This is a genomic window from Ruegeria sp. ABM4_193, assembly GCF_056158705.1.
Genome location: NZ_JBSWTT010000001.1, coordinates 577,443 through 600,571, shown reverse-complemented (window position 1 = coordinate 600,571; position 23,129 = coordinate 577,443). Strand labels below are relative to the sequence as shown.

The following is a 23,129-nucleotide window of genomic DNA, read 5'->3' as shown; positions in this document are numbered from 1 at the left end:
CATGACCTAAAGACATTTCTATCAGATCAGCCTAACGAGGCGCTAACTGTCTGGCAACAAAGCGGTGTCAGATCTCTTCGACGCTCATCACACCTTCCAGCGATTTGATCGCCCCTTTGATCTGCGGGTTGATCGGAAACTCGCGCCCAAGATCCATTTCAACGTCACCCGGCAGGCTTGGGTCCAGCAGCAGCAGTTGGATCGGACCTCGCGCTGCGCCTTTGGCAGCAGTCGCGGCGTCTTCCAGCACTTTGGCGACGGTTGACACCGCCTGCGCCTCATCAACGAAAATACGCAGCCCGGTTGCCCCGGCTTCGGCCACCAGCGAATCCGCTGGTCCAACCGACCGACCCAGCAGCTTGAGCTGGTCGGCCTCCATCGTCGCCTCAGCCGTCAACACGACCTGCGCCCCGGTTTCCAGAAACTCGCGGCATTTCTCCAATGTGTCTGAAAACAGCGTGACCTCATAAGCGCCTGTTGGGTCCGAGAGCTGTGCAAAAGCAAAGCGGTTGCCCTTGGCCGATTTCCGTTCCTGCCGTCCGGCGACAACACCGGCCATCTTGGCGATCAGTGGGCCAGAGCGGGCCTTTTCCATCACCTCATCCAACGTCAGGACCTGTTTGCGTTTAAGCGCAGGCATGTAATCGTCTAGCGGATGGCCGGAGAGGTAGAAACCGATCGCCTTGAACTCTTCGCTCAACCGTTCAGCAGGCAGCCAATCCGGTGTCGGCGAAAGGCGAGGTTCAGGCAGGTCATCACCGGCTTCACCAAACAGAGACACTTGGTTCGAGTTCTTTTGTTCATGAATCGCCGCCGAATACTGCACCAGACGATCAAGGCTTTCGAACACACGGCGGCGGTTTTTGTCGAGCTCGTCAAACGCCCCGGCCCGCGCCAACATTTCCAACGGGCGTTTGCCGACTTTCTTCAGATCCACACGACGCGCAAAGTCAAACAGGTTGACGAACGGTTTTTTCGCGCGCCCTTCAACCACAAGGTTCATCGCCTCGACGCCCACGTTTTTCAGCGCGCCCAGCGCATAAACCAGTTCACCGTTCACTACATCGAACGTCGCGATGGAACGATTCACACATGGCGGCACGTAGGGCAATTCCAGCCCCTTACGAACTTCTTCGAAGTAAATCGCCAGCTTGTCGGTCAGATGGATATCGCAGTTCATGACACCCGCCATGAACTCGACCGGGTGGTTCGCCTTCAGCCAGCCGGTCTGATAACTGACCACCGCATAGGCGGCCGCGTGGGATTTGTTGAAGCCATAGTTGGCGAATTTCTCCAGCAGGTCGAAAACCTCGCTGGCCTTCTTGGCATCCACGCCGTTCTCGCCCGCGCCTTTTTCAAACTTGGGGCGCTCAGCGTCCATCGCCTCCTTGATCTTCTTACCCATCGCGCGGCGCAACAGGTCAGCACCGCCAAGGCTGTATCCCGCCATGACCTGTGCAATCTGCATCACCTGTTCCTGGTAAACGATGATGCCCTGTGTTTCCTCAAGGATATGGTCGATCAGTGGATGAACCGAGGTGATCTCGCGAAGACCGTTTTTCACCTCACAATAGGTCGGGATGTTTTCCATCGGACCCGGACGGTACAACGCCACAAGGGCCACGATATCCTCGATACAGGTGGGTTTCATGCGCTTGAGCGCATCCATCATCCCCGAAGATTCTACCTGGAACACCGCCACCGTTTTGGCTGCCGAGTAGAGCTTGTATGTAGCTTCATCGTCCAGCGGGATGGCGTTGATCTGGTTCTCAGCCCCTTCAGCGGGTTCGTAAAGCTCGGTGCCATCGGCAGCGATATGCAGAGGGCGACCGGACTTGAAGATCAGGTCCATGGCGTTCTGGATGACGGTCAGGGTTTTCAGACCCAAAAAGTCGAATTTGACCAGCCCGGCCTGTTCCACCCATTTCATGTTGAACTGAGTCGCAGGCATGTCCGAGCGCGGGTCCTGATACAAAGGCACCAGCGCGTCCAAAGGCCGATCCCCGATCACAACGCCCGCTGCGTGGGTCGACGCGTTGCGTAGCAATCCTTCGACCTGTTGGCCGTAGGTCAGAAGGCGATCCACCACCTCTTCATTGCGCGCCTCTTCCCGCAGGCGTGGCTCGTCTTTCAGCGCTTTTTCAATGGAAACAGGTTTGACGCCCTCAACCGGGATCATCTTGGACAAACGGTCCACCTGCCCGTAAGGCATCTGCAAAACCCGCCCGATATCGCGCACGGCGGCCTTCGACAATAGCGCACCAAAGGTGATAATCTGCCCCACCTTGTCGCGCCCGTATTTCTGCTGCACGTAACGGATCACCTCTTCGCGGCGGTCCATGCAGAAGTCGATATCGAAATCCGGCATCGAAACCCGCTCGGGGTTCAGGAAACGTTCGAACAGCAGCGAATAGCGCAGCGGATCAAGGTCGGTGATTGTGAGCGCATAGGCCACCAGCGAACCCGCGCCCGAGCCCCGTCCAGGCCCCACCGGGATATCCTCATCCTTGGCCCATTGGATAAAGTCGGCAACGATCAGGAAGTAGCCCGGGAACCCCATTCCTTCGATAATGCCCAGTTCGAAATCCAACCGTTCCTGATATTCCTCGGGCGTCACCGCGTGTGGGATCACTGCCAGACGTTTCTGCAACCCCTCGTTGGCGATACGGCGCAGTTCTGCGACCTCGTCATCGGCGAATTTCGGCAGGATCGGATCGCGGCGATAGGCCATAAAGGCACAACGCTTGGCAATCTCGACCGTGTTCTCAATCGCTTCTGGAAGGTCCGCGAACAGCGTCACCATCTCCTGCTGCGACTTGAAGTAATGCTGCGCGGTCAGGCGGCGGCGGCCATCTTGCTGGTCAACATAAGCCCCTTCGGCGATACAGATCAGCGCATCATGCGCTTCATACATGTCCGAGGTCGGAAAATAGACGTCATTGGTGGCAACCAGCGGCAGGTTTTTGGCATAAGCCATCTCTACATGGCCGCGCTCGGTCAGGCGTTCCGCTTCTGGCTGGCCGTCCTCACCCGGATGGCGCTGAAGCTCAATATAAAGGCGATCCGGGAACATACCCGCCAGCCGATCCACCAGCGCCTCAGCCGCAGGACGTTGACCCTGTTGCAGCAGCATCCCAACCGGCCCGTCCGGACCGCCGGTCAAGCAAATCAAACCGTCCGACCGATCCGCTAACTCTTCGAAAGTAACCTGCGGCAGCTGTCCGCCCTTGTCCACGTAAAGGCAGGAACTCAGCTTCATCAGGTTTTCATACCCAGCCTCGGATTGCGCCAGTAACACCAAAGGCGCGGGCGCTTTGGGCTTCTCACCCGGTTGCGCCTGCACATAGGTCAGGTCAACCTGACACCCCATGATCGGCTGCACACCCGCGCCGCTTGCGGTGACCGAGAACTCCAATGCCGAGAACATCGAATTGGTGTCCGTCACGGCTACGGCGGGCATCTCCATCTTCTCGCACAAAGCGGGCAGCTTTTTCAGCCGCACAGCGCCTTCCAACAGTGAATATTCGGTGTGAACGCGGAGGTGAATGAATCGAGGATTGCTGCTCATGCGGGTTAAGCTACCCCAGCCTGTCGCGTTGCAAAAGCGCGAACCGCAGCTTTGGAATGCACAAAAAATCGGCGTTGATTATTCGGCTTTTTCAGAAGGTGCTTCGGGATTGAACGGGCTGCGCATTCAAAAAGCGCTTTATTTACAGGTGCCTGCCTTCTACACAAAAGCAGGAAAAGCATGCTGTGCGTTCTTAATGGTACATCATATAGGCAGTTTTTCTTGCCAGATAAGCCGCGCTGTTTCTAACATCTTACGGCAAGCACTTCGCCCGCCGCTCTTTCTACGTCGCATCGAAGGAGGGCCTAAGGGGCGCAACAGGGTAACGCGACGGGTTTCTCGAATGAATATCACGTTTCTTCTGAACGGAGAGACAGTGGAGCTGGCGGATGTCAATCCAACGGCGACCCTGCTGGATTGGCTGCGCGAGGATCGCGGCCTGACTGGCACCAAAGAAGGCTGCAACGAAGGCGATTGCGGGGCCTGCACCGTTATGGTCACGGATGAAGACGGCCACAAGGCACTGAATTCCTGCATCCTGTTCCTGCCCCAATTGCATGGTAAAGCCGTCCGCACCGTCGAAGGCGCTAGGGGCCCGAATGGCGAAGCCCACCCGGTGCAACAGGCGATGGTGGATCTGCACGGATCTCAGTGCGGGTTCTGCACCCCCGGTTTTGTGATGTCGATGGTCGCCAGTCATGCAAATGGCGCAACAGATCACGACACCCAGCTTGGAGGGAACCTGTGCCGCTGCACCGGTTACGCGCCAATCATCCGCGCTGCCAAAACCGCCGAGGCTGAACCAACCCCAAAATGGATCACTGACGACCGGTCCTTCTCTTGTTCACAAATACCTCGGGGGGAGGCCGCAGGCCAGGGGGCAGAGCCCCCCTTCCTCCCCAACAGCGCTGACGAACTGGCGTCTCTGTTTGCCGAGCACCCTAGCGCCACCCTGGTTGCCGGCGCAACCGATGTAGGTCTTTGGGTCACCAAGCAGCTGCGTGATCTGGACCCGGTCATATTCCTCAACCGTTGCGATGACTTGAAAGAAATCACGATCACCGATACCGAAGCCCGCTTCGGTGCAATGGTCGACATGAACCGCATGGGAGAGGCCCTGGCCGACCTTCACCCATCCTATACCGAGATGATCCGCCGCTATGCCAGCGTTCAGGTGCGCCATGCAGCAACCGTTGGAGGCAACATCGCCAATGGCTCTCCTATCGGAGACAACCCACCTGCCCTGATTGCTTTGGATGCAAAACTACATCTGCGCAAAGGGGATGCGCGCCGCTCGATCCCGTTGGAAGAGTTCTTCATCGACTATGGCAAGCAGGATCGTGCGCCGGGAGAATTTGTCGAAGCCGTTAGCTTCCCGCGTCAGCCTGACAGGCTGAAGGCATACAAGCTCAGCAAACGGTTCGATCAGGATATCTCGGCCGTTTGCGGTTGTTTCAATGTCACCGTTTCGGACGGCACCGTCACACAGGCGCGTATCGCGTTTGGCGGCATGGCCGGTATCCCGAAACGGACAACCCATGTCGAGGCCGCACTGATCGGCAAACCCTGGACACGCGAGACCGTTGCGGCCGCGCTGCCAGCTTTTGCCGAAGACTATTCACCACTCACGGACATGCGCGCCTCGGCCATCTATCGTCTGGAAACGGCCAAAGCGATGCTGGAACGCTATTTCCTCGAAGACCAGGGCGAGATCACCAACGTGCTGGAGGTGTCGGCATGAGCGTGACCAAACCCCTCCCCCACGACGCGGCACCGCTGCACGTGTCCGGCTCGGCGCGATATGTGGACGACATCCCGACACCCAAAGGCACGCTGCATCTGGCATTTGGCCTTAGCCCGATTGCCAAGGGTAAGATTACCACGATGGATCTGTCGGGTGTGAAGGCCGCCGAAGGAGTTGTGATGGTGATGACGGCCGAGGACCTGCCTTTCGCCAATGACGTCTCGCCTTCGATCCATGATGAGCCGCTGCTGTCGGACGGGACGGTTCACTATATCGGCCAGCCCGTATTTCTGGTCGTCGCAACCAGCCATCTGGCAGCGCGCAAGGCCGCACGTCTGGGCAAGATCGACTATGCCAAAGAAACACCAATCCTGACGGTCGAAGAAGCGCTTGCCGCGGACAGCCGGTTCGAGGATGGCCCGCGTATTTACGCCAAAGGCGATGCGGATGCCGCAATCGCAGGCGCGGCACATGTGATTGAAGGCATGTTCGAACTGGGCGGGCAGGAGCATTTCTACCTGGAAGGTCAGGCCGCTTTGGCAGTGCCAAATGAAGGCGCGGATATGCTGGTGCACAGCTCCACCCAGCATCCGACTGAAATTCAGCACAAGGTGGCGGACGCGTTGGGCGTTCCGATGCACGCTGTCCGGGTCGAAACCCGGCGCATGGGCGGCGGCTTTGGCGGCAAGGAAAGCCAAGGCAACGCGCTGGCTGTCGCTTGCGCCATAGCCGCGCGCGCCACAGGCAAGGCCTGCAAGATGCGCTATGACCGCGACGATGACATGATCATCACCGGCAAGCGTCACGCGTTCCGCATTTCCTACAAGGCTGGGTTCGATGAGCATGGGCATATTCAGGGCGTTTCGTTCCTTCACTACGCCATCTGCGGTTGGGCGCAGGACTTGTCCCTGCCCGTCGCCGACCGCGCCATGCTGCATTCCGACAATGCTTATCTGCTGCCCAACGCCCGGATCGAAAGCCACCGGTTGAAAACGAACACCCAATCCGCCACCGCCTATCGCGGCTTTGGCGGCCCGCAGGGGATGGTTGGGATCGAGCGCGTGATGGATCACGCCGCGCATGAACTGAGGCTGGACCCGGTCGAGCTGCGTCGCCGGAACTACTATGAACCCGCGCATACGGTTGCTGAGGTCGCACCAACAGAGAAGCCTCTGGGCCACCCCGACCCGCATGAGGACCTGACCAGCCGCGGCGCGGTGGAAACCGGGAACGCGCCGGTGCGCCCCCTTACTGCCGGTGGCAACACCACACCCTACGGCATGGAAGTCAGCGATTTCGAATTGCACGGAATGACCGATGCACTGCTGAAATCCAGCGACTACGCCGCGCGAAAAGCCGCCATTGCGGAATGGAACGCCAAAAACAGCGTGATCAAGAAAGGTATTGCCTTCTCGCCGGTCAAGTTCGGGATTTCCTTCACGCTGACCCACCTTAATCAGGCAGGTGCGCTGGTGCATGTGTACCAAGACGGCTCGGTCCACCTGAACCATGGCGGCACGGAAATGGGACAGGGCCTGTTCCAGAAAGTCGCGCAAGTCGCCGCGTCGCGCTTCGGCATTCCGCTTGAGATGGTGAGGATCACCGCCACGGATACAGCCAAGGTGCCCAATACCTCGGCCACGGCGGCTTCCTCGGGCAGTGACCTGAACGGCATGGCAGTGAAAGCCGCTTGTGATACGATCCGCGACCGGATGGCAGATTATCTGGCGGAACGGCATCAGGCTGATCCATCGATGGTCAGTTTCTCCGATGGTCGCGTTATGGTTGGGGAAGAAAAGTACACCTTCGCCGAAGCTGCAGCGCTGGCCTATCAGGGCCGGATCAGCTTGTCGGCAACCGGATTCTATAAAACGCCCAAGATCGAATGGGACCGGATCGCAGGACGCGGACGCCCGTTCTTCTACTTCGCCTATGGCGCGTCCGTCACCGAGGTTGCCGTCGATACTCTGACCGGTGAAAACCGCATTCTACGCACGGACATCCTGCATGACGCGGGCGCATCGCTGAACCCGGCGCTGGATATCGGGCAGGTCGAAGGCGGTTACGTGCAAGGTGCGGGGTGGCTGACGACCGAGGAACTGGTCTGGGATGGCAAGGGCAACCTGCGCACACATGCGCCCTCGACCTACAAGATCCCTGCCTGCTCTGACCGGCCTGACATTTTCAATGTCGCGCTTTGGGTTGGCGCGAACCGCGAAGACACGATCTATCGCTCGAAAGCGGTTGGCGAACCGCCCTTTATGTTGGGCATCTCGGCATGGCTGGCCTTGTCGAACGCGGTCGCGGCATGTGGCGATACCTACCCCGCGCTCGACGCACCTGCCACGGCCGAAGAAGTCTGGCGCGGTGTCCAAAGGATGAAGGGAGGCATCTGATGGGATTTGACCTGGAGGCTTTGAGGGAGGCGGTCGAAACCCATGGACGAGTGGTCCGGGTGGTTATTGCCGGGATCAAAGGATCGTCTCCGCGCGAGGTTGGCACGGCCATGCTTGTCTGGAAGGACAGTCAAAGCGGCACCATCGGCGGAGGGACGCTGGAATATCAAGCAGCCAAGGCGGCGCGGGCACAGACCCAGGCTTCGCGCCTGACACATCACGCGCTTGGACCCGAGATGGGTCAATGTTGTGGTGGCGCGGTTTCGTTGCTCAGCGAGGTCTATGACCGCGCGTCGCTGGAAACGCTGGATGAAACTCTCATCGCGCGCGCCACATCAGGCGAAGAGATGCCGCTGTCGGTCAAACGAGTGCTGGCAACTGCGCGTGGTCAGGGGATCACACCTGAACCCCAGATGATTGACGGCTGGATGATTGAGCCAGTGCACAAACCAAACCGGAACCTTTGGATTTGGGGTGCCGGTCATGTCGGACGGGCCTTGGTGGATGTTCTCTCACCGCTGCCCGACCTTGCAATCACCTGGATCGACACCGGCTTGGATCGGTTTCCCGACACGATTGCCGCCGGAGTTACCACGGTTCCAGCTACCAAACCGGCCGAACTGGTTCGGCACGCACCGACCGATGCCGAGCATCTTGTGCTGACCTATTCACACAATTTGGACCTGGAGCTGTGCAACAGGCTGCTTTTACATGATTTCCGCTTTGCGGGACTGATCGGCTCGGCTACGAAATGGGCGCGATTCCGATCGCGGCTGGCGGCCCTTGGGCATTCGCCCGAGCGGATCAGCCGGATCACCTGTCCAATTGGTGATCCGAACCTGGGCAAACACCCGCAGATGATCGCCGTCGGCGTTGCCGCGCAGCTGTTGCGCCCGGCCCGGCAGAACGAGTTGAAGAAGGACCTGAGCGCGTGACCACTCCACTTCTGAGCCTGCAAGGGCTGACCAAAGCCTATCCCGGTGTCGTGGCCAATGATCAGGTGTCTTTTGACATCGGCGAGGGCGAAGTTCACGCCCTGCTGGGGGAAAACGGCGCGGGCAAATCCACGCTGGTCAAGATGATCTATGGGTTGGTGAAGCCCGACAGCGGCACGATGCTGCTGCGCGGTCAGCCTTTTGCGCCGCCCGAGCCGCGCGCCGCGCGGGCGGACGGGATCGCGATGGTATTCCAGCATTTCTCGTTGTTCGACGCTTTGAACGTGGCCGAGAATATTGCGTTGGGGATGGAGAACCCGCCACCGATGGGCGATCTGGCCTCGCGCATCCGCGAAGTGTCCGAGACCTACGGATTGCCTTTGGACCCATACCGCACGGTTGGCGATCTGTCGGCTGGTGAACGCCAGCGGGTCGAGATCATCCGTTGTCTGTTGCAGGACCCCAAACTGCTGATCATGGACGAACCGACGAGCGTGCTGACCCCGCAAGAGGTTGATATTCTGTTTGAAACGCTGAACAAACTGCGATCCGAAGGGACGTCGATCCTGTACATCTCGCACAAGCTGGAAGAAATCCGCACGCTGTGTGATCACGCGACGATCCTGCGGCTGGGCAAGAATGTGGGCGAATGCGTGCCTGCTGAAACTTCCGCGCGGGACATGGCCGAGATGATGGTGGGATCAACCCTGCAAACGCCTGAACGGTCGGGGCGTGAATTTGGTGAAGTTGCGCTGGATGTCAGTGGACTGTCCGTCCCGTCGCCCTCGGAATTCGGCACTGCGTTGAAGAACATTCACATGACCGTCCGCAAGGGTGAGGTTTTGGGCATCGGTGGCGTTGCCGGGAATGGGCAGGATGAATTGCTGGGCGTGTTGTCCGGTGAAATCCTGACCGCCGCGGATGCGATCAAGTTCAACGGCCAGCGGATCGGCAAGCTCGGCCCCACCGCGCGGCGCAAGCTGGGTGTGCTGACGGCCCCCGAAGAGCGGCTGGGTCATGCGGCAGCCCCGGATATGAGCCTGACGGAAAACGCCTTGCTGACCGGATCGGTGCGGGAAGGGCTGGAAAGCAACGGTTTCCTCAAGTGGGCCGAAACCAAGAGCTTTGCCGAAAAGATCATCAGCGCTTTTGACGTCCGCACGCCGGGTCCTGAAAATGCCGCCCGGTCTTTGTCTGGCGGGAACCTGCAGAAATTCGTGATCGGTCGTGAAGTGCTGCAAAACCCCGATGTTCTGGTTGTAAACCAGCCCACCTGGGGCGTGGATGCGGCGGCGGCGGCAGCAATCCGGCAAGCCATCTTGGATCTGGCCGCCAAAGGGACTGCCGTGGTCTGCATCAGCCAGGATCTGGATGAGCTGATGGAAATCTCGGACAGCTTTGCGGCGTTGAATGAAGGACGGCTAAGCGCACCGCGCGCGACTACAGGACTAACCGTGGACGAGATCGGCCTGATGATGGGCGGTGCCCATGGCATGGAGGTGGCGCATGTGTGAACTGTGGCGTCGCCTTCGGCGAGAGTATTTTAAAAAAGATGAAGAACGCAGGGGGATGAGCAGGTGATTGTGTTGGAGAAACGGCCACAGCCGTCCAAGGCGTGGTCCTATGCGACCCCTCTGGTGGCGGTGCTGGCGACAATGGTGTTTGGAGGGGTGCTGTTTGCCATTCTGGGCAAGAACCCGATCGAAGCCATTGGCACCATTTTCTGGGAACCGCTGTTTGGCGAGTTTGCCTTCTATTATCGCCCACAATTGTTGGTCAAAGGCGCGCCGTTGGTTTTGATTGCCATCGGTCTGTCGCTGGGCTTTCGGGCTGGTATCTGGAACATCGGCGCTGAAGGTCAGTACATCATGGGTGCCATCTTTGGCGCCGGGGCTGGGTTGGCCTTTTATCCTTTGGATACGTTTTACATCTTCCCGATCATGGTGATCGCAGGCGCGTTCGGCGGCTGGATTTGGGCGATGATACCGGCCTTTCTGAAAGTGCGTTTTGGCACCAATGAAATCCTTGTGTCGCTTATGCTCGTCTATGTGGCCGAGCAGATGCTGGCCTCGGTTTCGCTGGGTCTGCTGAAGAACCCCGAAGGTTTTGGCTTTCCCGGATCGCGCAACCTGCAGCAATATGACAGCGCGCATAATGCCGAGTTGATCGCCGGGTCTGGGATGCATTGGGGCGTGGTTACAGCACTGATTGCTGTGATCTTTGCCTATGTGCTGCTGAACCGGCACATGCTGGGTTTTCACATCCGTTTGACAGGTGAAGCGCCACGTGCGGCGAAATTCGCGGGTGTGAATCCGGCGCGGCTGATCTTGTTCTGTCTGGGTCTGTCCGGGGCACTGGCCGGGCTGGCAGGGATGTTCGAGGTCTCAGGGCCTTCGGGCGTTGTCAGCATCGATTTCAACGTTGGCTATGGCTTCACCGCGATCATCGTGGCCTTTCTGGGCCGGCTGCATCCAGTGGGCATCCTGCTGGCGGGGGGTCTGATGGCGCTGACTTATATTGGCGGGGAAATCGCGCAGTCTCAGCTGGGTCTGCCCGCCGCCGCGATCCAAGTCTTCCAGGGGATGCTCCTGTTTTTCCTTCTGGCTTTCGATCTTTTGACAAACTACCGCATCCGTGCGGCGCGTAGCGAGGTGGCATAATGGACCTTGGTGAAATCAATCCCGTCCTTCTGGTTGCCTCGCTGATGGTGGCCGCAACCCCCCTGCTGCTGGCCGCAATCGGAGAGCTGGTCGTTGAGAAAGCAGGTGTTCTGAACCTTGGCGTCGAGGGCATGATGATCGTAGGCGCGATCAGTGGCTTTGCGATCTCGGTCGAGACTGGCTCGCCTTGGTTGGGCTTTGTCGCGGCGGCCATTGGGGGGGCGGTGCTGTCACTGCTGTTTGTTTTGTTGACACAGGTGGCCTTGGCCAATCAGGTGGCAAGTGGTCTTGCCCTGACCCTGTTCGGGCTGGGATTCAGCGCGCTGATGGGGCAAAGCTATGTGGGTGTCAAACCCCCGAGTATGGGCGACATCCATATCCCGGTGATCAGCGATATCCCGATCATAGGCCCGATCCTGTTCCAGCATGACCCAATCCTTTATGTCGGTATCGCTTTGACCGCAGCGGTCTGGGCGACGCTGAAATACACCCGCGTCGGCCTGATCCTGCGCGCGGTTGGCGAAAACCACGATGCCGCACACGCGCTGGGCTACAAGGTCATCAAGATCCGCATCATGGCAATCCTGTTCGGCGGGGCCTGTGCGGGTCTGGGCGGTGCCTATATCAGCCTGATCCGCGTGCCGCAGTGGACCGAAGGCATGACAGCCGGTGTGGGCTGGATCGCTCTGGCCTTGGTGGTGTTTGCCAGCTGGAAACCGTGGCGCGCCTTGCTGGGTGCCTATTTGTTCGGCGGCATCACCGTGTTGCAGCTTAATTTGCAGGCAGCGGGCGTTGCCATTCCTGTCGAGTATCTGGCAATGTCGCCTTACATCATCACGATCCTTGTGCTTGTGATCCTTTCGGCCGACAAGAGCAGCGCACCTGCCTCACTGGGCCGGACCTTCCATGCCTCGCACTAGGGGCCAACTGAACCAACTTGGGGAGTAACACATGAAATTCACTACACTTCTGGCAAGTGCCGCCATGGCACTGGGCCTGGCCTCGGGGGCCATGGCCGAAGACAAAACCAAGGTCGGCTTCGTCTATGTCGGCCCCGTGGGTGACGGCGGCTGGACCTATGAGCACAACAAGGGCCGTCTGGCTGTCGAGGACCACTTTGGCGACAAGGTTGAAACCGTCTTTGTGGAGTCGGTTCCAGAAGGTCCCGATGCTGAGCGTGTGATGACCCAGATGGCACTGGAAGGCGCTGATCTGATCTTCACCACCTCGTTCGGCTATATGGATCCAACCATCAACGTGGCTAAGAAGTTCCCGAACGTGAAATTCGAGCACGCGACCGGCTATAAGACCGCTGACAACGTCTCGGTCTATTCAGCACGTTTCTACGAAGGCCGCGCCGTTCAGGGCCACATCGCGGGTAACATGACCAAGTCGAACATCATCGGCTATATCGGGTCCTACCCGATCCCCGAAGTGATCCGTGGAATCAACTCGGCCTATATCCACGCCAAGAAGGTGAACCCGGATGTCGAGTTCAAGATCGTTTGGGCCTACACTTGGTTTGATCCTGCGAAGGAAGCTGACGCCGCCACCGTTCTGATCGAACAGGGTGCAGACGTGATCTTGCAACACACCGACTCGACCGCGCCGCAGGCTGCTGCACAAGAGGCTGGCAATGTTGTTACCTTTGGTCAGGCGTCTGACATGAGCGAATACGCCCCGTTCCCGCGCGTCTCGTCGATCATCGATGATTGGGCTCCCTACTATATTGCCCGGACCCAGGCCGTCATGGATGGCACATGGGAAAGCGCCAACACTTGGGATGGCATCCGCGAAGGCATGGTTGCAATTGGCGAGATTTCAGACGCCGTTCCGGCTGATGTGAAGGAAGAAGCCCTGGCACTGAAAGCCGCCATGGCTGCGGGCGAGTACCACCCCTTCACCGGTCCGCTGAAAAAGCAGGACGGCAGCGACTGGCTGGCTGAAGGCGAAGTGGCTGATGACGGAACTCTGGCCGGCATGAACTTCTATGTCGAAGGGCTGGAAGGCGAAATCCCGCAGTAAGTTGCTCGGAAAGTACCATGAAAAGGTCCGCAGGTTTTCTGCGGGCCTTTTTCTTTGCCATGAAGAACCGCAGATGGAGATTCAGAGGTGCTGCTCTGCAACGTGATGCAGGCTGAGGCCCTCAATTTCGCAAGGTGGTGCTTCATTTGTCACCATGGTGTCGATCCTGTCGAAACCCGCGACCTGAAACTTCGGCGATCTGTTCCACTTGCCCGCGTCAGCCACCAACAGCGCTTGACGGGATTGCTGCAGGATCATGCGACTGACATCCGCGTCAATGGCCTTGTAGTCCAGCAGCCCATGGTTCGGTGACAAGCCACCTGCCCCGATCACACCAAAATCTGCGCGGAACCTTTGGTAATCCAGCAATGTTTGCCCGCCTACCACATCGCGATCTTCAGGCCGCAGGACACCAGCAGTGAAATGGACCTCGGCCGTGACTGAACCGCAAAAGATGGTCGCGACCTCAAGGTTATTAGTGACAACAGTCAGATCGGAATGCTCCAGCAAGGCCTCGGCCACGTATTGCACGGTGGTTCCGATGCCCAGCATCACCGTTGCCCCCTGCGGGATCAATTGAGCGGCGGCCTGACCGATGGCGCGCTTGGCCCCTTCGTTCATAACTCGACGCGATCTGAAGTTCAGATTGACCGGATTGCTGGGGGCAACCACCCCGCCATGTACCCGACGCGCAAGACCCTCGTCGCACAGCGCATTGATGTCGCGTCGAATGGTCTGTGTGGCCACGTCGAATTGCCGGGACAAGTCCGTAATTGATTGCAGACCCGACTGACGGACCAGATCCAGGATCGTCCTTTGCCTGTCGTTCAAGTCCAAGACCCCGCCCCTTTCAGATGTTTGGTGCGATCCAATCCGGGTACAACCCGCTGTCATCAATGTATTTTTGCACGCGTTGGCCGGCAAAAAGGCCGTGATTGGTGATCAGAACCGATCTCCAGCCATGCGATTGCGCCCCCAGAATGTCGGTATGCAACGTATCCCCGACCATGACAATACGACGCAGGTCGACCGCGCCCGACCTGCGTTCGACCTCACGATACACGGATGCAAAGGGTTTGCCGTGAAACTGCGGCTTCAGCCCAAGCCGGGATTGCAAGTCATGTGCGTAAAATCCGGGCTCGCGCGTCAGGCAGGTTTCACGCGGCGCAACCAGATCCGGGTTCGCCACAACAACGGGCCGAGGATTGCGGGCCAGACTGTCGAGCAACAGCGCCTGACGATCGCTGTTCCAGTCCAGCGTGCTCAGAAACAGGATGCCGCCCGCCCGATCGTAGACTTCAACATTGTCCAGCAGTTGTAATGTGGGCACATCGACCTCATCCCCAGCCCAATCAGCAGGGGCAGCAACACCCCAACTCTCACCGCTTGGCAGATGCGGCAAATGTCGCTCGCACACCATTCTGCTGGAAACGATCTCTTCCAACGTAAAATCAAAGCCCAGATCACGGAAAACTTCGCGCGCTTGGGTGGCCGCGTAACTGGCAGCATTGGTCAGCACAAACACTGATTTACCAGCAGCGCGCAGGTCAGAGACGCGCCGGGCCGCACCCGGTATCGGGATCGTTCCCGTATTGAGCACACCATACGCATCAAAGACGAACACGTCGGCATGATCTGCAATTTCCCCCAGATCGGGGATATGTTGCAACGCGCCCGTTTGGCTTGGCGCTGCGGGCAGGCGATCGCGAATGTCTTCGTACCAGCGAAACGCCATATCCGGCGTGACGGCACGCGAGATGTCGTCCCATATGGGTCCCGATGGCTCTTTAGATGGGATCGATGACCGCGTGCTTGTGTCAGCGCTCATGTATTCAAACGACGCCCAGAGGCCGCATCAAATAGATGCAGATCTGACAAAGCCGCCCCAAGTTCCAGTTCACTGCCAGGTTCAGGCATGTGAACACCCTGAAGACGAACACCCAGAGGCGAAGGCGTGCCGTTGGTAGACACTTCGCCATGCACGATCGTGTCCGCGCCAAGCTGTTCGACAAAACCGGTTGTGAGCTTCACGTGCATCGCGTGACCGTGCCCACGGTGAAGATGTTCCGGGCGAATACCAACATTCACCGATGTGCCTGCCGGTGCCTGAATGGGCGCGTCGGACGCAATCATTTGCTCTCCGATCTGCAAAGAATGCCCATCAGACCCAACCGTTGCGTCGATAAAGTTCATCGCCGGTGTGCCGATAAACTCTGCGACAAAGCGCGTTGCAGGGCGCAGATACAGGTCCATCGGTGTGCCGATTTGTTCGATCTGACCCTCGCTCATGATCACGATGCGGTCTGCCAGCGACATCGCTTCGACCTGATCGTGGGTCACATAGATAAAGGTGCCGTTCAGCCTGGCATGGAGGGCCTTCAGCTCGGCCCGCAATTGGGTACGCAGCTTGGCGTCGAGGTTAGACAGCGGTTCATCGAACAAGAACACTTTTGGTTTGCGTACGATGGCGCGTCCCATGGCTACGCGCTGGCGTTGCCCGCCCGAAAGCTGGCGCGGCTTGCGATCCAGATACTCCGACAGGCGCAACGTACGCGATGCCTCGGCAATGCGCTCGGCAATCTCGTCTTTCGGCAGACCTTCGTTTTTCAGGCCATATTCCATATTCGCGCGCACGGTCATATGCGGGTAAAGCGCATAGTTCTGGAACACCATTGCAATGTCCCGATCTCCGGGTTCCAGATCATTCACACGGCGACCATCAATATCCAGATCACCCGTCGTGATGGTTTCAAGTCCTGCAATCATCCGCAGGATAGTCGACTTGCCACAGCCCGATGGGCCGACCAGTACGATGAACTCACCATCCTGGATCTCGACATTGACGTCGCGCACAGCCGACACGCCGCCGGGATAGGTTTTGCCCAGGGATCTGATGCTCAGATTGGCCATATTATTTCTCGCTTTCCACAAGCCCTTTGACAAAGAGCTTTTGCATTGCAATCACAACCAGAACCGGCGGGATCATCGCCAGAACGGCCGTACCCATGATCAGATGCCAGACCGGCAGGCTTTCACCCGAATTCACCATGCGCTGAATGCCCATAACGATGGTGTAGAGACCTTCGTCCGTGGTCACCAAAAGCGGCCACAGGTATTGGTTCCAGCCAAAGATGAAAAGGATGATGAACAGCGCCGCGATGTTTGTGCGGCTCAGCGGCAGCAGGATGTCCCAGAAGAAGCGCAATGGCCCGGCACGATCAATCCGCGCGGCCTCGACCAGCTCATCAGGGATGGTCAGAAAGAACTGACGGAACAGAAGCGTTGCTGTGGCCGAGGCAATCAGCGGCACGATCAGCCCTGCATAGCTGTTGAGCAGCCCCATTTTGGTGACCACATCAAAGGTGGGCAGAATGCGCACCTCGACCGGCAGCATCAGGGTGATGAAGATCATCCAGAAAAAGACCATGCGGAACGGAAACTTGAAATAGACCACTGCATAGGCCGAGATGATCGAGATGGCGATTTTGCCGAAGGTGATCCCAAAGGCCATAATCGCACTGTTCAGCATCATGCGGCCCAGCGGTACTCCGCCCGCTTCGGGCAGGCCCTGGCTGATCAACAGGGAATAGTTCTGCCAGCCCTGATTGCCAAACCACATCGGGATGGGGGACGAGGACAGCGCACCGGCACTGTGTGTTGATGCCACCAGCGCCATCCAGACCGGAAAGCACAGAAACAGCACACCGATGATCAGCGCAGCATGGGTCAAGAAGGTCAGGAAGGGGCGATTTTCGACCATCAGTAGTTCACCTTACGCTCGATATAGCGGAATTGGATGAAGGTCATGCCAACCACCAGTGCCATCAGAATAACCGACTGGGCAGCTGAACTGCCGTAATCCTGACCGACGAAGCCGGTGGAATAAACGCGATAGACAAGGATCGAGGTCGCATCGACCGGGCCCCCTTCTGTTGTCGCGTGGACCAGGGCAAAGGTGTCAAAGAAGGCATAGACAAGGTTGACCACAAGCAGAAAGAATGTGGTGGGCGTCAGCAGCGGGAACACAATCGTCCAGAACCGCCGCGCCGGGCTGGCGCGGTCAATGGCAGCAGCCTCGATCAGCGATTTCGGGATGCTTTGCAAACCGGCCAAAAAGAACAGGAAGTTATAGCTGATCTGCTTCCACGCCGCCGCGACAATCACCAGCAACAGCGCCTGATCACCATTCACATAATGGTTCCAGTTCACCCCCAACCCTTTCAGCCAATAGGCGACAATGCCAAGGCTTGGGTTCATCAGAAAATACCAGATCACCCCGGCCAAAGCGGGCGCAACCGCATAGGGCCAGATGAGCAGGGTACGATACGCGGTCGCGGCCCGGATCACACGGTTGGCCGCAACGGCCAGGCCCAGCGAGATGCTCATGGCGAGGGCGGCAACCGAAACGCTGAAAATCAGCGTGGTTTTGAATGATCTGAGATAACCGGGGTCGGCAAACAGTTCTGCATAATTCTGCATTCCAACCCAGTTGCGGGAAAACCCAAACGCATCTTCAACAAAGAAAGAGCTTTCCAACGCCTGATAGGATGGCCAGAAAAAGAAGATCAGCGTGATGGCGATCTGTGGTGCCACCAGAAGGTAAGGCAGCAGCTTGGATCGGAAGACGACGCGTTTCTGCATGTCGGATCTCAGTAGTCAGTAGGATCGAGAACGCGGCCCCCTCAAACCAAAGGGGACCGCGCCATGAGGGGGTATTTTAGCTGTTTGCGTCCTGGAATTTACGCAACAGGGCGTTACCACGTTCAACAGCGTCATCCATTGCGGTCTGAGCGTCTTTTTCACCCGACCAGACAGCTTCTAGCTCTTCGTTGATCACGTCACGGATCTGAACGAAGTTGCCAAAGCGCAGACCTTTCGAAGCCGGTGTGGGCTCGTTCAGGCTCAGCTGTTTGATGGCGGTATCGGTGCCCGGATCGGTCTCATAGAAACCCTGTTCCTTTGACAGCTCATACGCAGCTGTGGTGATGGGAACGTAACCCGTGGTCTGATGCCAATTGGCTTGCTGCTCAGGCTCTGACAGGAACTGGAAGAACTCGGCCGCGCACTTGTATTCGGGCTGTTCGTGTCCGTTCAGAACCCAAAGGGTCGCGCCACCGATGATCGAGTTTTGCGGGGCATCAGCCAGAGCGGAATCCAACGGCAACATGGTTTGACCGAACTCGAAATCCTTGATGTCGTTCTTGAAGCCGCCATAGTAAGCCGACGAGTTGATCCACAGCGCGGTTTCACCGTTCACGAACTGACCGCGGCTGTCACCCCGACGACCGCCATAGACGAACAGACCCTCTTTGCCCATATCGGCGATACGTTGGATGTGGTTTACAACCGCGTCGTTGTTGAAGGTGAATTCGGTCGACAGGCCGGCAAAGCCATTTTCTTCTGAGCCAAAGTCAATGTTATGCCAAGCCGAATAGTTTTCGAGGTTCGACCACGACTGCCAGCCGAAAGAAAACGGCTTTTCAACACCGTTGGCCTTCAGCGCGCGCGCCACCTCTTCCACTTCATCCCATGTCGTCGGAACGGCAACACCCGCCGCGTCCAGAGCGGTCTTGTTGTACCACAAAACCGGGGTCGACGAGTTGAAAGGCAGCGACAGCAGGTTGCCGTCGGTGTCCGTGTAATATGAAATCACAGCCGGCAGATATTTCGACTGATCGAATTCGATGCCCGCGTCTTCCATCAGCTTGTAGACAGGATAGATCGCACCCTTGTCGCCTGCGGCCATCATGGTTGCAGTGCCAACTTCAAAAACCTGAACGATATGCGGCTGCTCGCCCGCGCGGAAGGCGGCGATGGCGGCGGTCATGTTCTCGGTGTAGTTGCCTTTGTAAGTCGAGTTGATCACACAGCTGTCCGACTGTGCGTTGAAATCATCGGCAAACTTGTCGGTGATTTCGCCCAACTGGCCGCCCATGGCGTGCCAGAACTGAACTTCTGCCCTATCGGCGGCAAAGGCGGTAGGCGCAGCGAAAATCGCAGCGGTCGCAGCAGCGTATTTCGTCGTTGTTTTCATTGGATCCTCCAGGCTGGGTCACAAAGCAATGTTGGGGCAGGTCGTGTCAAGATTGACGCCTGACCGCCCTGTAAAGCGATTCTGTAACGTTCACATGAAGTACCACAGTGTTCAAATGAACCAAAACGAAGATTTTCTTCTGACGTTGACGGAAAATACCAAGGGTTATGTTTCAATTGAACACACAGCGCCCATTTCCGCGAAATAGACATTTTTGATCACTGGGTGCTGAGCGCAGTTGCATTTGCGTCCGTTTCCAGTGTGTCTTAGGCCAAGGCAACTGAACCGAAAGGCAAAGTCTTGGCATCCGTGCTGTTTCGGAACACATAATTCACATTTCGATGAAGATTTTACGACTGAATATCTGTCTTTCGATGTTTTGCAACCGGTTGCGGGAATTGGTCGATAATGCATAATGAACTTACAATGACAATCGCCTCAATGCCCCTTCCCTTTTGCCCTTGGAGCCACCCTTGAGCGTGACACTCAAAGACGTCGCTGCCCTTGCCGGTGTTTCGCGATCTGCTGTCTCTCGCACCTTCACCGAAGGCGCTTCGGTTTCGGCAAAAACACGCAGCAAAGTCGAAAAAGCGGCGCGCGAGTTGGGTTACAGCCCCAACGCACTTGCTTCGTCTTTGACGACGGGGCGGACAAAACTGATCGGCTTGATTTCGAACAACTTCCACAACCCCATTTTCCTTGAGGTCTTCGATCAATTCACACGCGCCTTGCAGGAACGCGGCCTGCGCCCATTGATCGTGAACTTAACGGACGAGACCGAGCCCGCCAATTCCGTCCGCATGTTGCGGCAATACTCGGTGGATGCTGCCATCGTGGCGTCGTCAACGCTGCCGCCCAGCTTTGCCAAAGCTTTTCACGACGCGGGCGTGCCCGTGGTGCATACATTTGGACGTTCGGCCACTTCACCCGAAGTGCACGTCGTCGGCATCGACAACGTGGAATGCGGGCGTATGGCCGCCCGTGAACTTTTGGCACGCGGGTACACACGCGTCGGCTATCTGGGCGGGCCCAAAGACGCGACCTCGGCCCTGGATCGACGTCGCGGCTTTATGGAAGAGATGGCTGAGCACCCGGAGATTAAAGTAAACCATTGTTTTGCTGGGGCTTACTCTTTCGAGGCAGGGCGGGCCGAGATGCTGGGCCTTTTGGCCGACAACCCAGCTCAGGCTTATTTCTGCGGTGACGACATCCTGTCGATTGGCGCACTTTCAGCGCTGAAAGATCACGGTTTGCAGCCGGGCAAAGATGTTGGAATCATTGGGTTGAACGACATGGAAATGTCGCGCTGGGAGAGCATCGATCTGACGACGATTCACCAGCCGATCAAGCAGATCATTACCTCATCCGTCGATCTAGTTGTCGAGATGTTGAAAGAGCCCCAGCGCTATCCCGAGGCCCGTATTTTCCCCTGCCGGGTGATTGAGCGGGGCACGTTGCGGCCCCGCCCCTGATCAGCGAAACATTGGCGGGCGGGCATCCTGCCACGCACCATCCGCTTTGCCCGAAGCAACAGCCGCATGGACAGCGGCGATGGAGCGGACCCCATCAGCCGCCCCCGGCAGCCCATCCCGGCTTTCACCACGAATTGCATCGGCCAGATCGCAATAGATATTGGCAACAGCCAGCGGGAACCCTTCGGGGTGCGCGATTGCGACCCGAGACAAGCGCTGAACCTCGTCGTGAAGTCCGCCCTCACCCTTTTCGATGATCTGAGTGCGCCCACCCACCGGGGTATAGATTAACTGGTTGGGTTGCTCGGACGCCCAGCGTAACCCGCCGGTTTCGCCAAAGACCTGAATGTCAAAGCCGTGTTGCCGCCCGATTGCCACCGATGACGTCCAAAGGCGTCCAACCGTGCCGCCCTCCATCCGGAAGTTGATCATTGCATCGTCTTCCAGTTCACGGCTCGCGATGGTCGAAGCCATATCGGCGGAAAGGGTCTTCACCTCGTCATCGCAGATAAAGCTGGCCATATGCAGTGCGTGGATCCCGCAATCTGCGAACTGCCCCGAGACACCTGCCATCGCAGGATCATAGCGCCAGCGCACACGTGGGTTGTCTGCGTCGGTCGCATCGCCATGGTGGCCATGGCTGAAGTTCGTCACAACCAACCGCACCTTACCGATGTCGCCTGCACGCACCATCGCGCGGGCCTGACGTACCATTGGGTACGCGGAATAGCAGTAGTTCACCGCGCAGATCTTGCCTGAAGTTTCCGCCACGCGGACGATCTCTTCGCCCTCTTCTACCGTCATGGTCATCGGCTTTTCGCACAAGACGTTAAAGCCCGCCTCAAGATACGCCTTGGCGATCTCGAAATGAGTCGAGTTTGGCGTGGCGATGGTCACCAGATCAATTCGATCATCCCGGTCTTTCTCGCCCGCCAGCATCTCTTGCCAGTTGCCATATGCACGGTCGGCAGCAACACCCAGTCGTTGCGCGTATTCGCGGCCCGCTTCAGGCCGGTGGTCCAGCGCGCCAGCAGCAAACTCAAACAGCCCGTCAGCCTGCGCGCCCAATCGATGGGCAGGCCCAATCTGGCTGCCTTCACCGCCTCCGATCATGCCCCAACTCAACTTAGCCATGGTCATCGTCTCTCTTTAGAATTTCATAGATTGAGCGATCAGAAATCGCTGATGTCTTTCCATTGTCGCTGGTCTGACGACGCCAAGGCGGCGGCCAGCACGCGGTTGACCTCGTGCCCGACACGGAAGGTCGGCCAGATCGCTTCTTCGGTATGTATGGCCTGCAGAAAGTCCTTGGCCTCGATGATGATCTGGTCCTGATAGCCGGTGCCGTGACCCGGGCCCTGACAGAAGGGTTCATAATCCGGATGCGCGGGACCTGTCAGGATCTTGGTGAACCCACGCGCGGCTTCGGGCCCTTCCCGCTTATACAGCCACAGCGCGTTCTGATCCTCCTGATCGAACCGGATTGCGCCCTTTGTGCCTGATATTTCATACGCATAGCCCATTTTACGACCCGTCGCGACGCGGCTGAAATACAGGTTGCCCATAACGCCGTTTTCGAACCGGCACATTATCTGGGCATGGTCGTCATTCGTGACTTCACCTCCGGGCCGAGTTTTATGCACGGTTTCCACATCGGCCATCACCTGCGCAATCGGACCAACCAGAGCCATCGCTCCGTTCACCATATGCGGGGCCAAGTCGCCGATTGTGCCATTGGCCATGCCCGTTGTGCGCCACGTGGCGGGGGCCTGCGGATCAGCGTAAAAGTCCTCGGTGTGCTCACCCCGGAACCACGTGATGTCGCCGATCTCTCCATCGGCGATCAGTTGGCGGGCAAACTGGCTGGCGGGCGTGCGAATATAGTTGAACCCAACCATGTTCACAGCGCCTGCGGCTTCGGCCGCTGCAACCATGGCCTGACTGTCTTCCAGCGATGCACCCAAGGGCTTTTCGCACAACACGGGCTTACCCAGACCAAAAGCTGCTTCGGCAATCTGACGATGCGTGGATTGCGGTGAGGCGATCACAATGGCTTCGACCATGGGGTCTTTAACCAGCACACGCCAATCGTCAGTCGCGCGTTCAAAACCATAGGCCAGGCGGTAACGTTCAGCGCTTTCGGGGCTGGACGCACAAATGACTTCAAGCCGGGGCCTTAATGCGGTGTTGAAAACCGCGCCAACGGCCGACATGGCAACGGAATGAGCCTTGCCCATATAGCCGCCACCCACAATTCCAATTCCGATTTCAGGCATCTGCAACGGCTCCGAACAT

Annotated in this window: 17 protein-coding genes; 8 read left to right on the top strand and 9 right to left on the bottom strand. The window is 58.0% G+C overall.

The window, feature by feature from the left end:
- Positions 1-67: 67 nt before the first annotated feature.
- Positions 68-3,568: a DNA polymerase III subunit alpha gene (dnaE, locus tag ACXADZ_RS02935; RefSeq protein ID WP_475192559.1), complete on the bottom strand. Its 3,501-nt coding sequence runs from the start codon at positions 3,566-3,568 to the stop codon at positions 68-70.
- Between the two features lie 343 nt (positions 3,569-3,911).
- On the opposite strand from dnaE, the gene xdhA reads away from it, so the two are divergent.
- The 7 genes from xdhA to ACXADZ_RS02900 all read left to right on the top strand — a co-directional run bounded on the left by xdhA (position 3,912) and on the right by ACXADZ_RS02900 (position 13,328).
- Complete coding sequence (gene xdhA / locus ACXADZ_RS02930) at positions 3,912-5,309, top strand: xanthine dehydrogenase small subunit (protein WP_475192557.1); 1,398 nt, start codon at positions 3,912-3,914, stop codon at positions 5,307-5,309.
- A complete protein-coding gene (gene xdhB / locus ACXADZ_RS02925) occupies positions 5,306-7,708 on the top strand; it encodes a xanthine dehydrogenase molybdopterin binding subunit (protein ID WP_475192555.1) in 2,403 nt (800 codons plus the stop codon). The genes xdhA and xdhB overlap by 4 nt, the downstream gene beginning before the upstream one ends.
- Complete coding sequence (gene xdhC / locus ACXADZ_RS02920) at positions 7,708-8,643, top strand: xanthine dehydrogenase accessory protein XdhC (RefSeq protein ID WP_475192554.1); 936 nt, start codon at positions 7,708-7,710, stop codon at positions 8,641-8,643. Before xdhB ends, xdhC begins: the two co-directional genes overlap by 1 nt.
- Positions 8,640-10,157: an ABC transporter ATP-binding protein gene (locus ACXADZ_RS02915; protein ID WP_475192552.1), complete on the top strand. Its 1,518-nt coding sequence runs from the start codon at positions 8,640-8,642 to the stop codon at positions 10,155-10,157. Before xdhC ends, ACXADZ_RS02915 begins: the two co-directional genes overlap by 4 nt.
- Positions 10,158-10,220: 63 nt before the next feature.
- Complete coding sequence (locus ACXADZ_RS02910) at positions 10,221-11,303, top strand: ABC transporter permease (RefSeq protein WP_475192550.1); 1,083 nt, start codon at positions 10,221-10,223, stop codon at positions 11,301-11,303.
- Positions 11,303-12,223 carry an ABC transporter permease gene (locus tag ACXADZ_RS02905; RefSeq protein ID WP_475192548.1) on the top strand — a complete coding sequence of 307 codons (921 nt, stop codon included), beginning with the start codon at positions 11,303-11,305 and terminating at the stop codon, positions 12,221-12,223. The genes ACXADZ_RS02910 and ACXADZ_RS02905 overlap by 1 nt, the downstream gene beginning before the upstream one ends.
- Positions 12,224-12,254: 31 nt before the next feature.
- Positions 12,255-13,328, top strand: coding sequence for a BMP family ABC transporter substrate-binding protein (locus ACXADZ_RS02900; RefSeq protein ID WP_171234870.1), 1,074 nt, complete (start codon positions 12,255-12,257; stop codon positions 13,326-13,328).
- A gap of 81 nt (positions 13,329-13,409) precedes the next feature.
- On the opposite strand, the gene ACXADZ_RS02895 is transcribed toward ACXADZ_RS02900, so the two are convergent.
- From ACXADZ_RS02895 to ugpB, 6 genes are all read right to left on the bottom strand, one after another.
- On the bottom strand, positions 13,410-14,165 hold the full coding sequence (locus ACXADZ_RS02895) for a DeoR/GlpR family DNA-binding transcription regulator (RefSeq protein WP_475192545.1): 756 nt from the start codon (positions 14,163-14,165) through the stop codon (positions 13,410-13,412).
- A gap of 13 nt (positions 14,166-14,178) precedes the next feature.
- On the bottom strand, positions 14,179-15,156 hold the full coding sequence (locus tag ACXADZ_RS02890) for an HAD-IIA family hydrolase (protein WP_475192544.1): 978 nt from the start codon (positions 15,154-15,156) through the stop codon (positions 14,179-14,181).
- Complete coding sequence (gene ugpC / locus ACXADZ_RS02885; RefSeq protein ID WP_171093452.1) at positions 15,153-16,238, bottom strand: sn-glycerol-3-phosphate ABC transporter ATP-binding protein UgpC; 1,086 nt, start codon at positions 16,236-16,238, stop codon at positions 15,153-15,155. Before ugpC ends, ACXADZ_RS02890 begins: the two co-directional genes overlap by 4 nt.
- Position 16,239: 1 nt before the next feature.
- The gene (ugpE, locus tag ACXADZ_RS02880; protein WP_171669161.1) at positions 16,240-17,088 is read right to left on the bottom strand and encodes a sn-glycerol-3-phosphate ABC transporter permease UgpE; all 849 of its coding nucleotides are present in this window, start codon (positions 17,086-17,088) and stop codon (positions 16,240-16,242) included.
- Positions 17,088-17,969: a sn-glycerol-3-phosphate ABC transporter permease UgpA gene (ugpA, locus tag ACXADZ_RS02875; protein ID WP_475192540.1), complete on the bottom strand. Its 882-nt coding sequence runs from the start codon at positions 17,967-17,969 to the stop codon at positions 17,088-17,090. The genes ugpE and ugpA overlap by 1 nt, the downstream gene beginning before the upstream one ends.
- A gap of 76 nt (positions 17,970-18,045) precedes the next feature.
- Positions 18,046-19,362, bottom strand: a complete 1,317-nt coding sequence (ugpB, locus tag ACXADZ_RS02870; protein WP_475192538.1) for a sn-glycerol-3-phosphate ABC transporter substrate-binding protein UgpB — start codon at positions 19,360-19,362, stop codon at positions 18,046-18,048.
- A 473-nt stretch (positions 19,363-19,835) separates the two neighbouring features.
- On the opposite strand from ugpB, the gene ACXADZ_RS02865 reads away from it, so the two are divergent.
- Entirely contained in the window at positions 19,836-20,834 is a 999-nt protein-coding gene (locus ACXADZ_RS02865) for a LacI family DNA-binding transcriptional regulator (protein ID WP_475192536.1), read from the top strand.
- On the opposite strand, the gene ACXADZ_RS02860 is transcribed toward ACXADZ_RS02865, so the two are convergent.
- The gene (locus ACXADZ_RS02860) at positions 20,835-21,968 is read right to left on the bottom strand and encodes a Gfo/Idh/MocA family protein (protein ID WP_475192535.1); all 1,134 of its coding nucleotides are present in this window, start codon (positions 21,966-21,968) and stop codon (positions 20,835-20,837) included. It lies immediately after the preceding gene.
- A 38-nt stretch (positions 21,969-22,006) separates the two neighbouring features.
- Positions 22,007-23,110 carry a Gfo/Idh/MocA family protein gene (locus ACXADZ_RS02855; protein WP_475192533.1) on the bottom strand — a complete coding sequence of 368 codons (1,104 nt, stop codon included), beginning with the start codon at positions 23,108-23,110 and terminating at the stop codon, positions 22,007-22,009.
- Between the last annotated feature and the right edge of the window lie 19 nt (positions 23,111-23,129).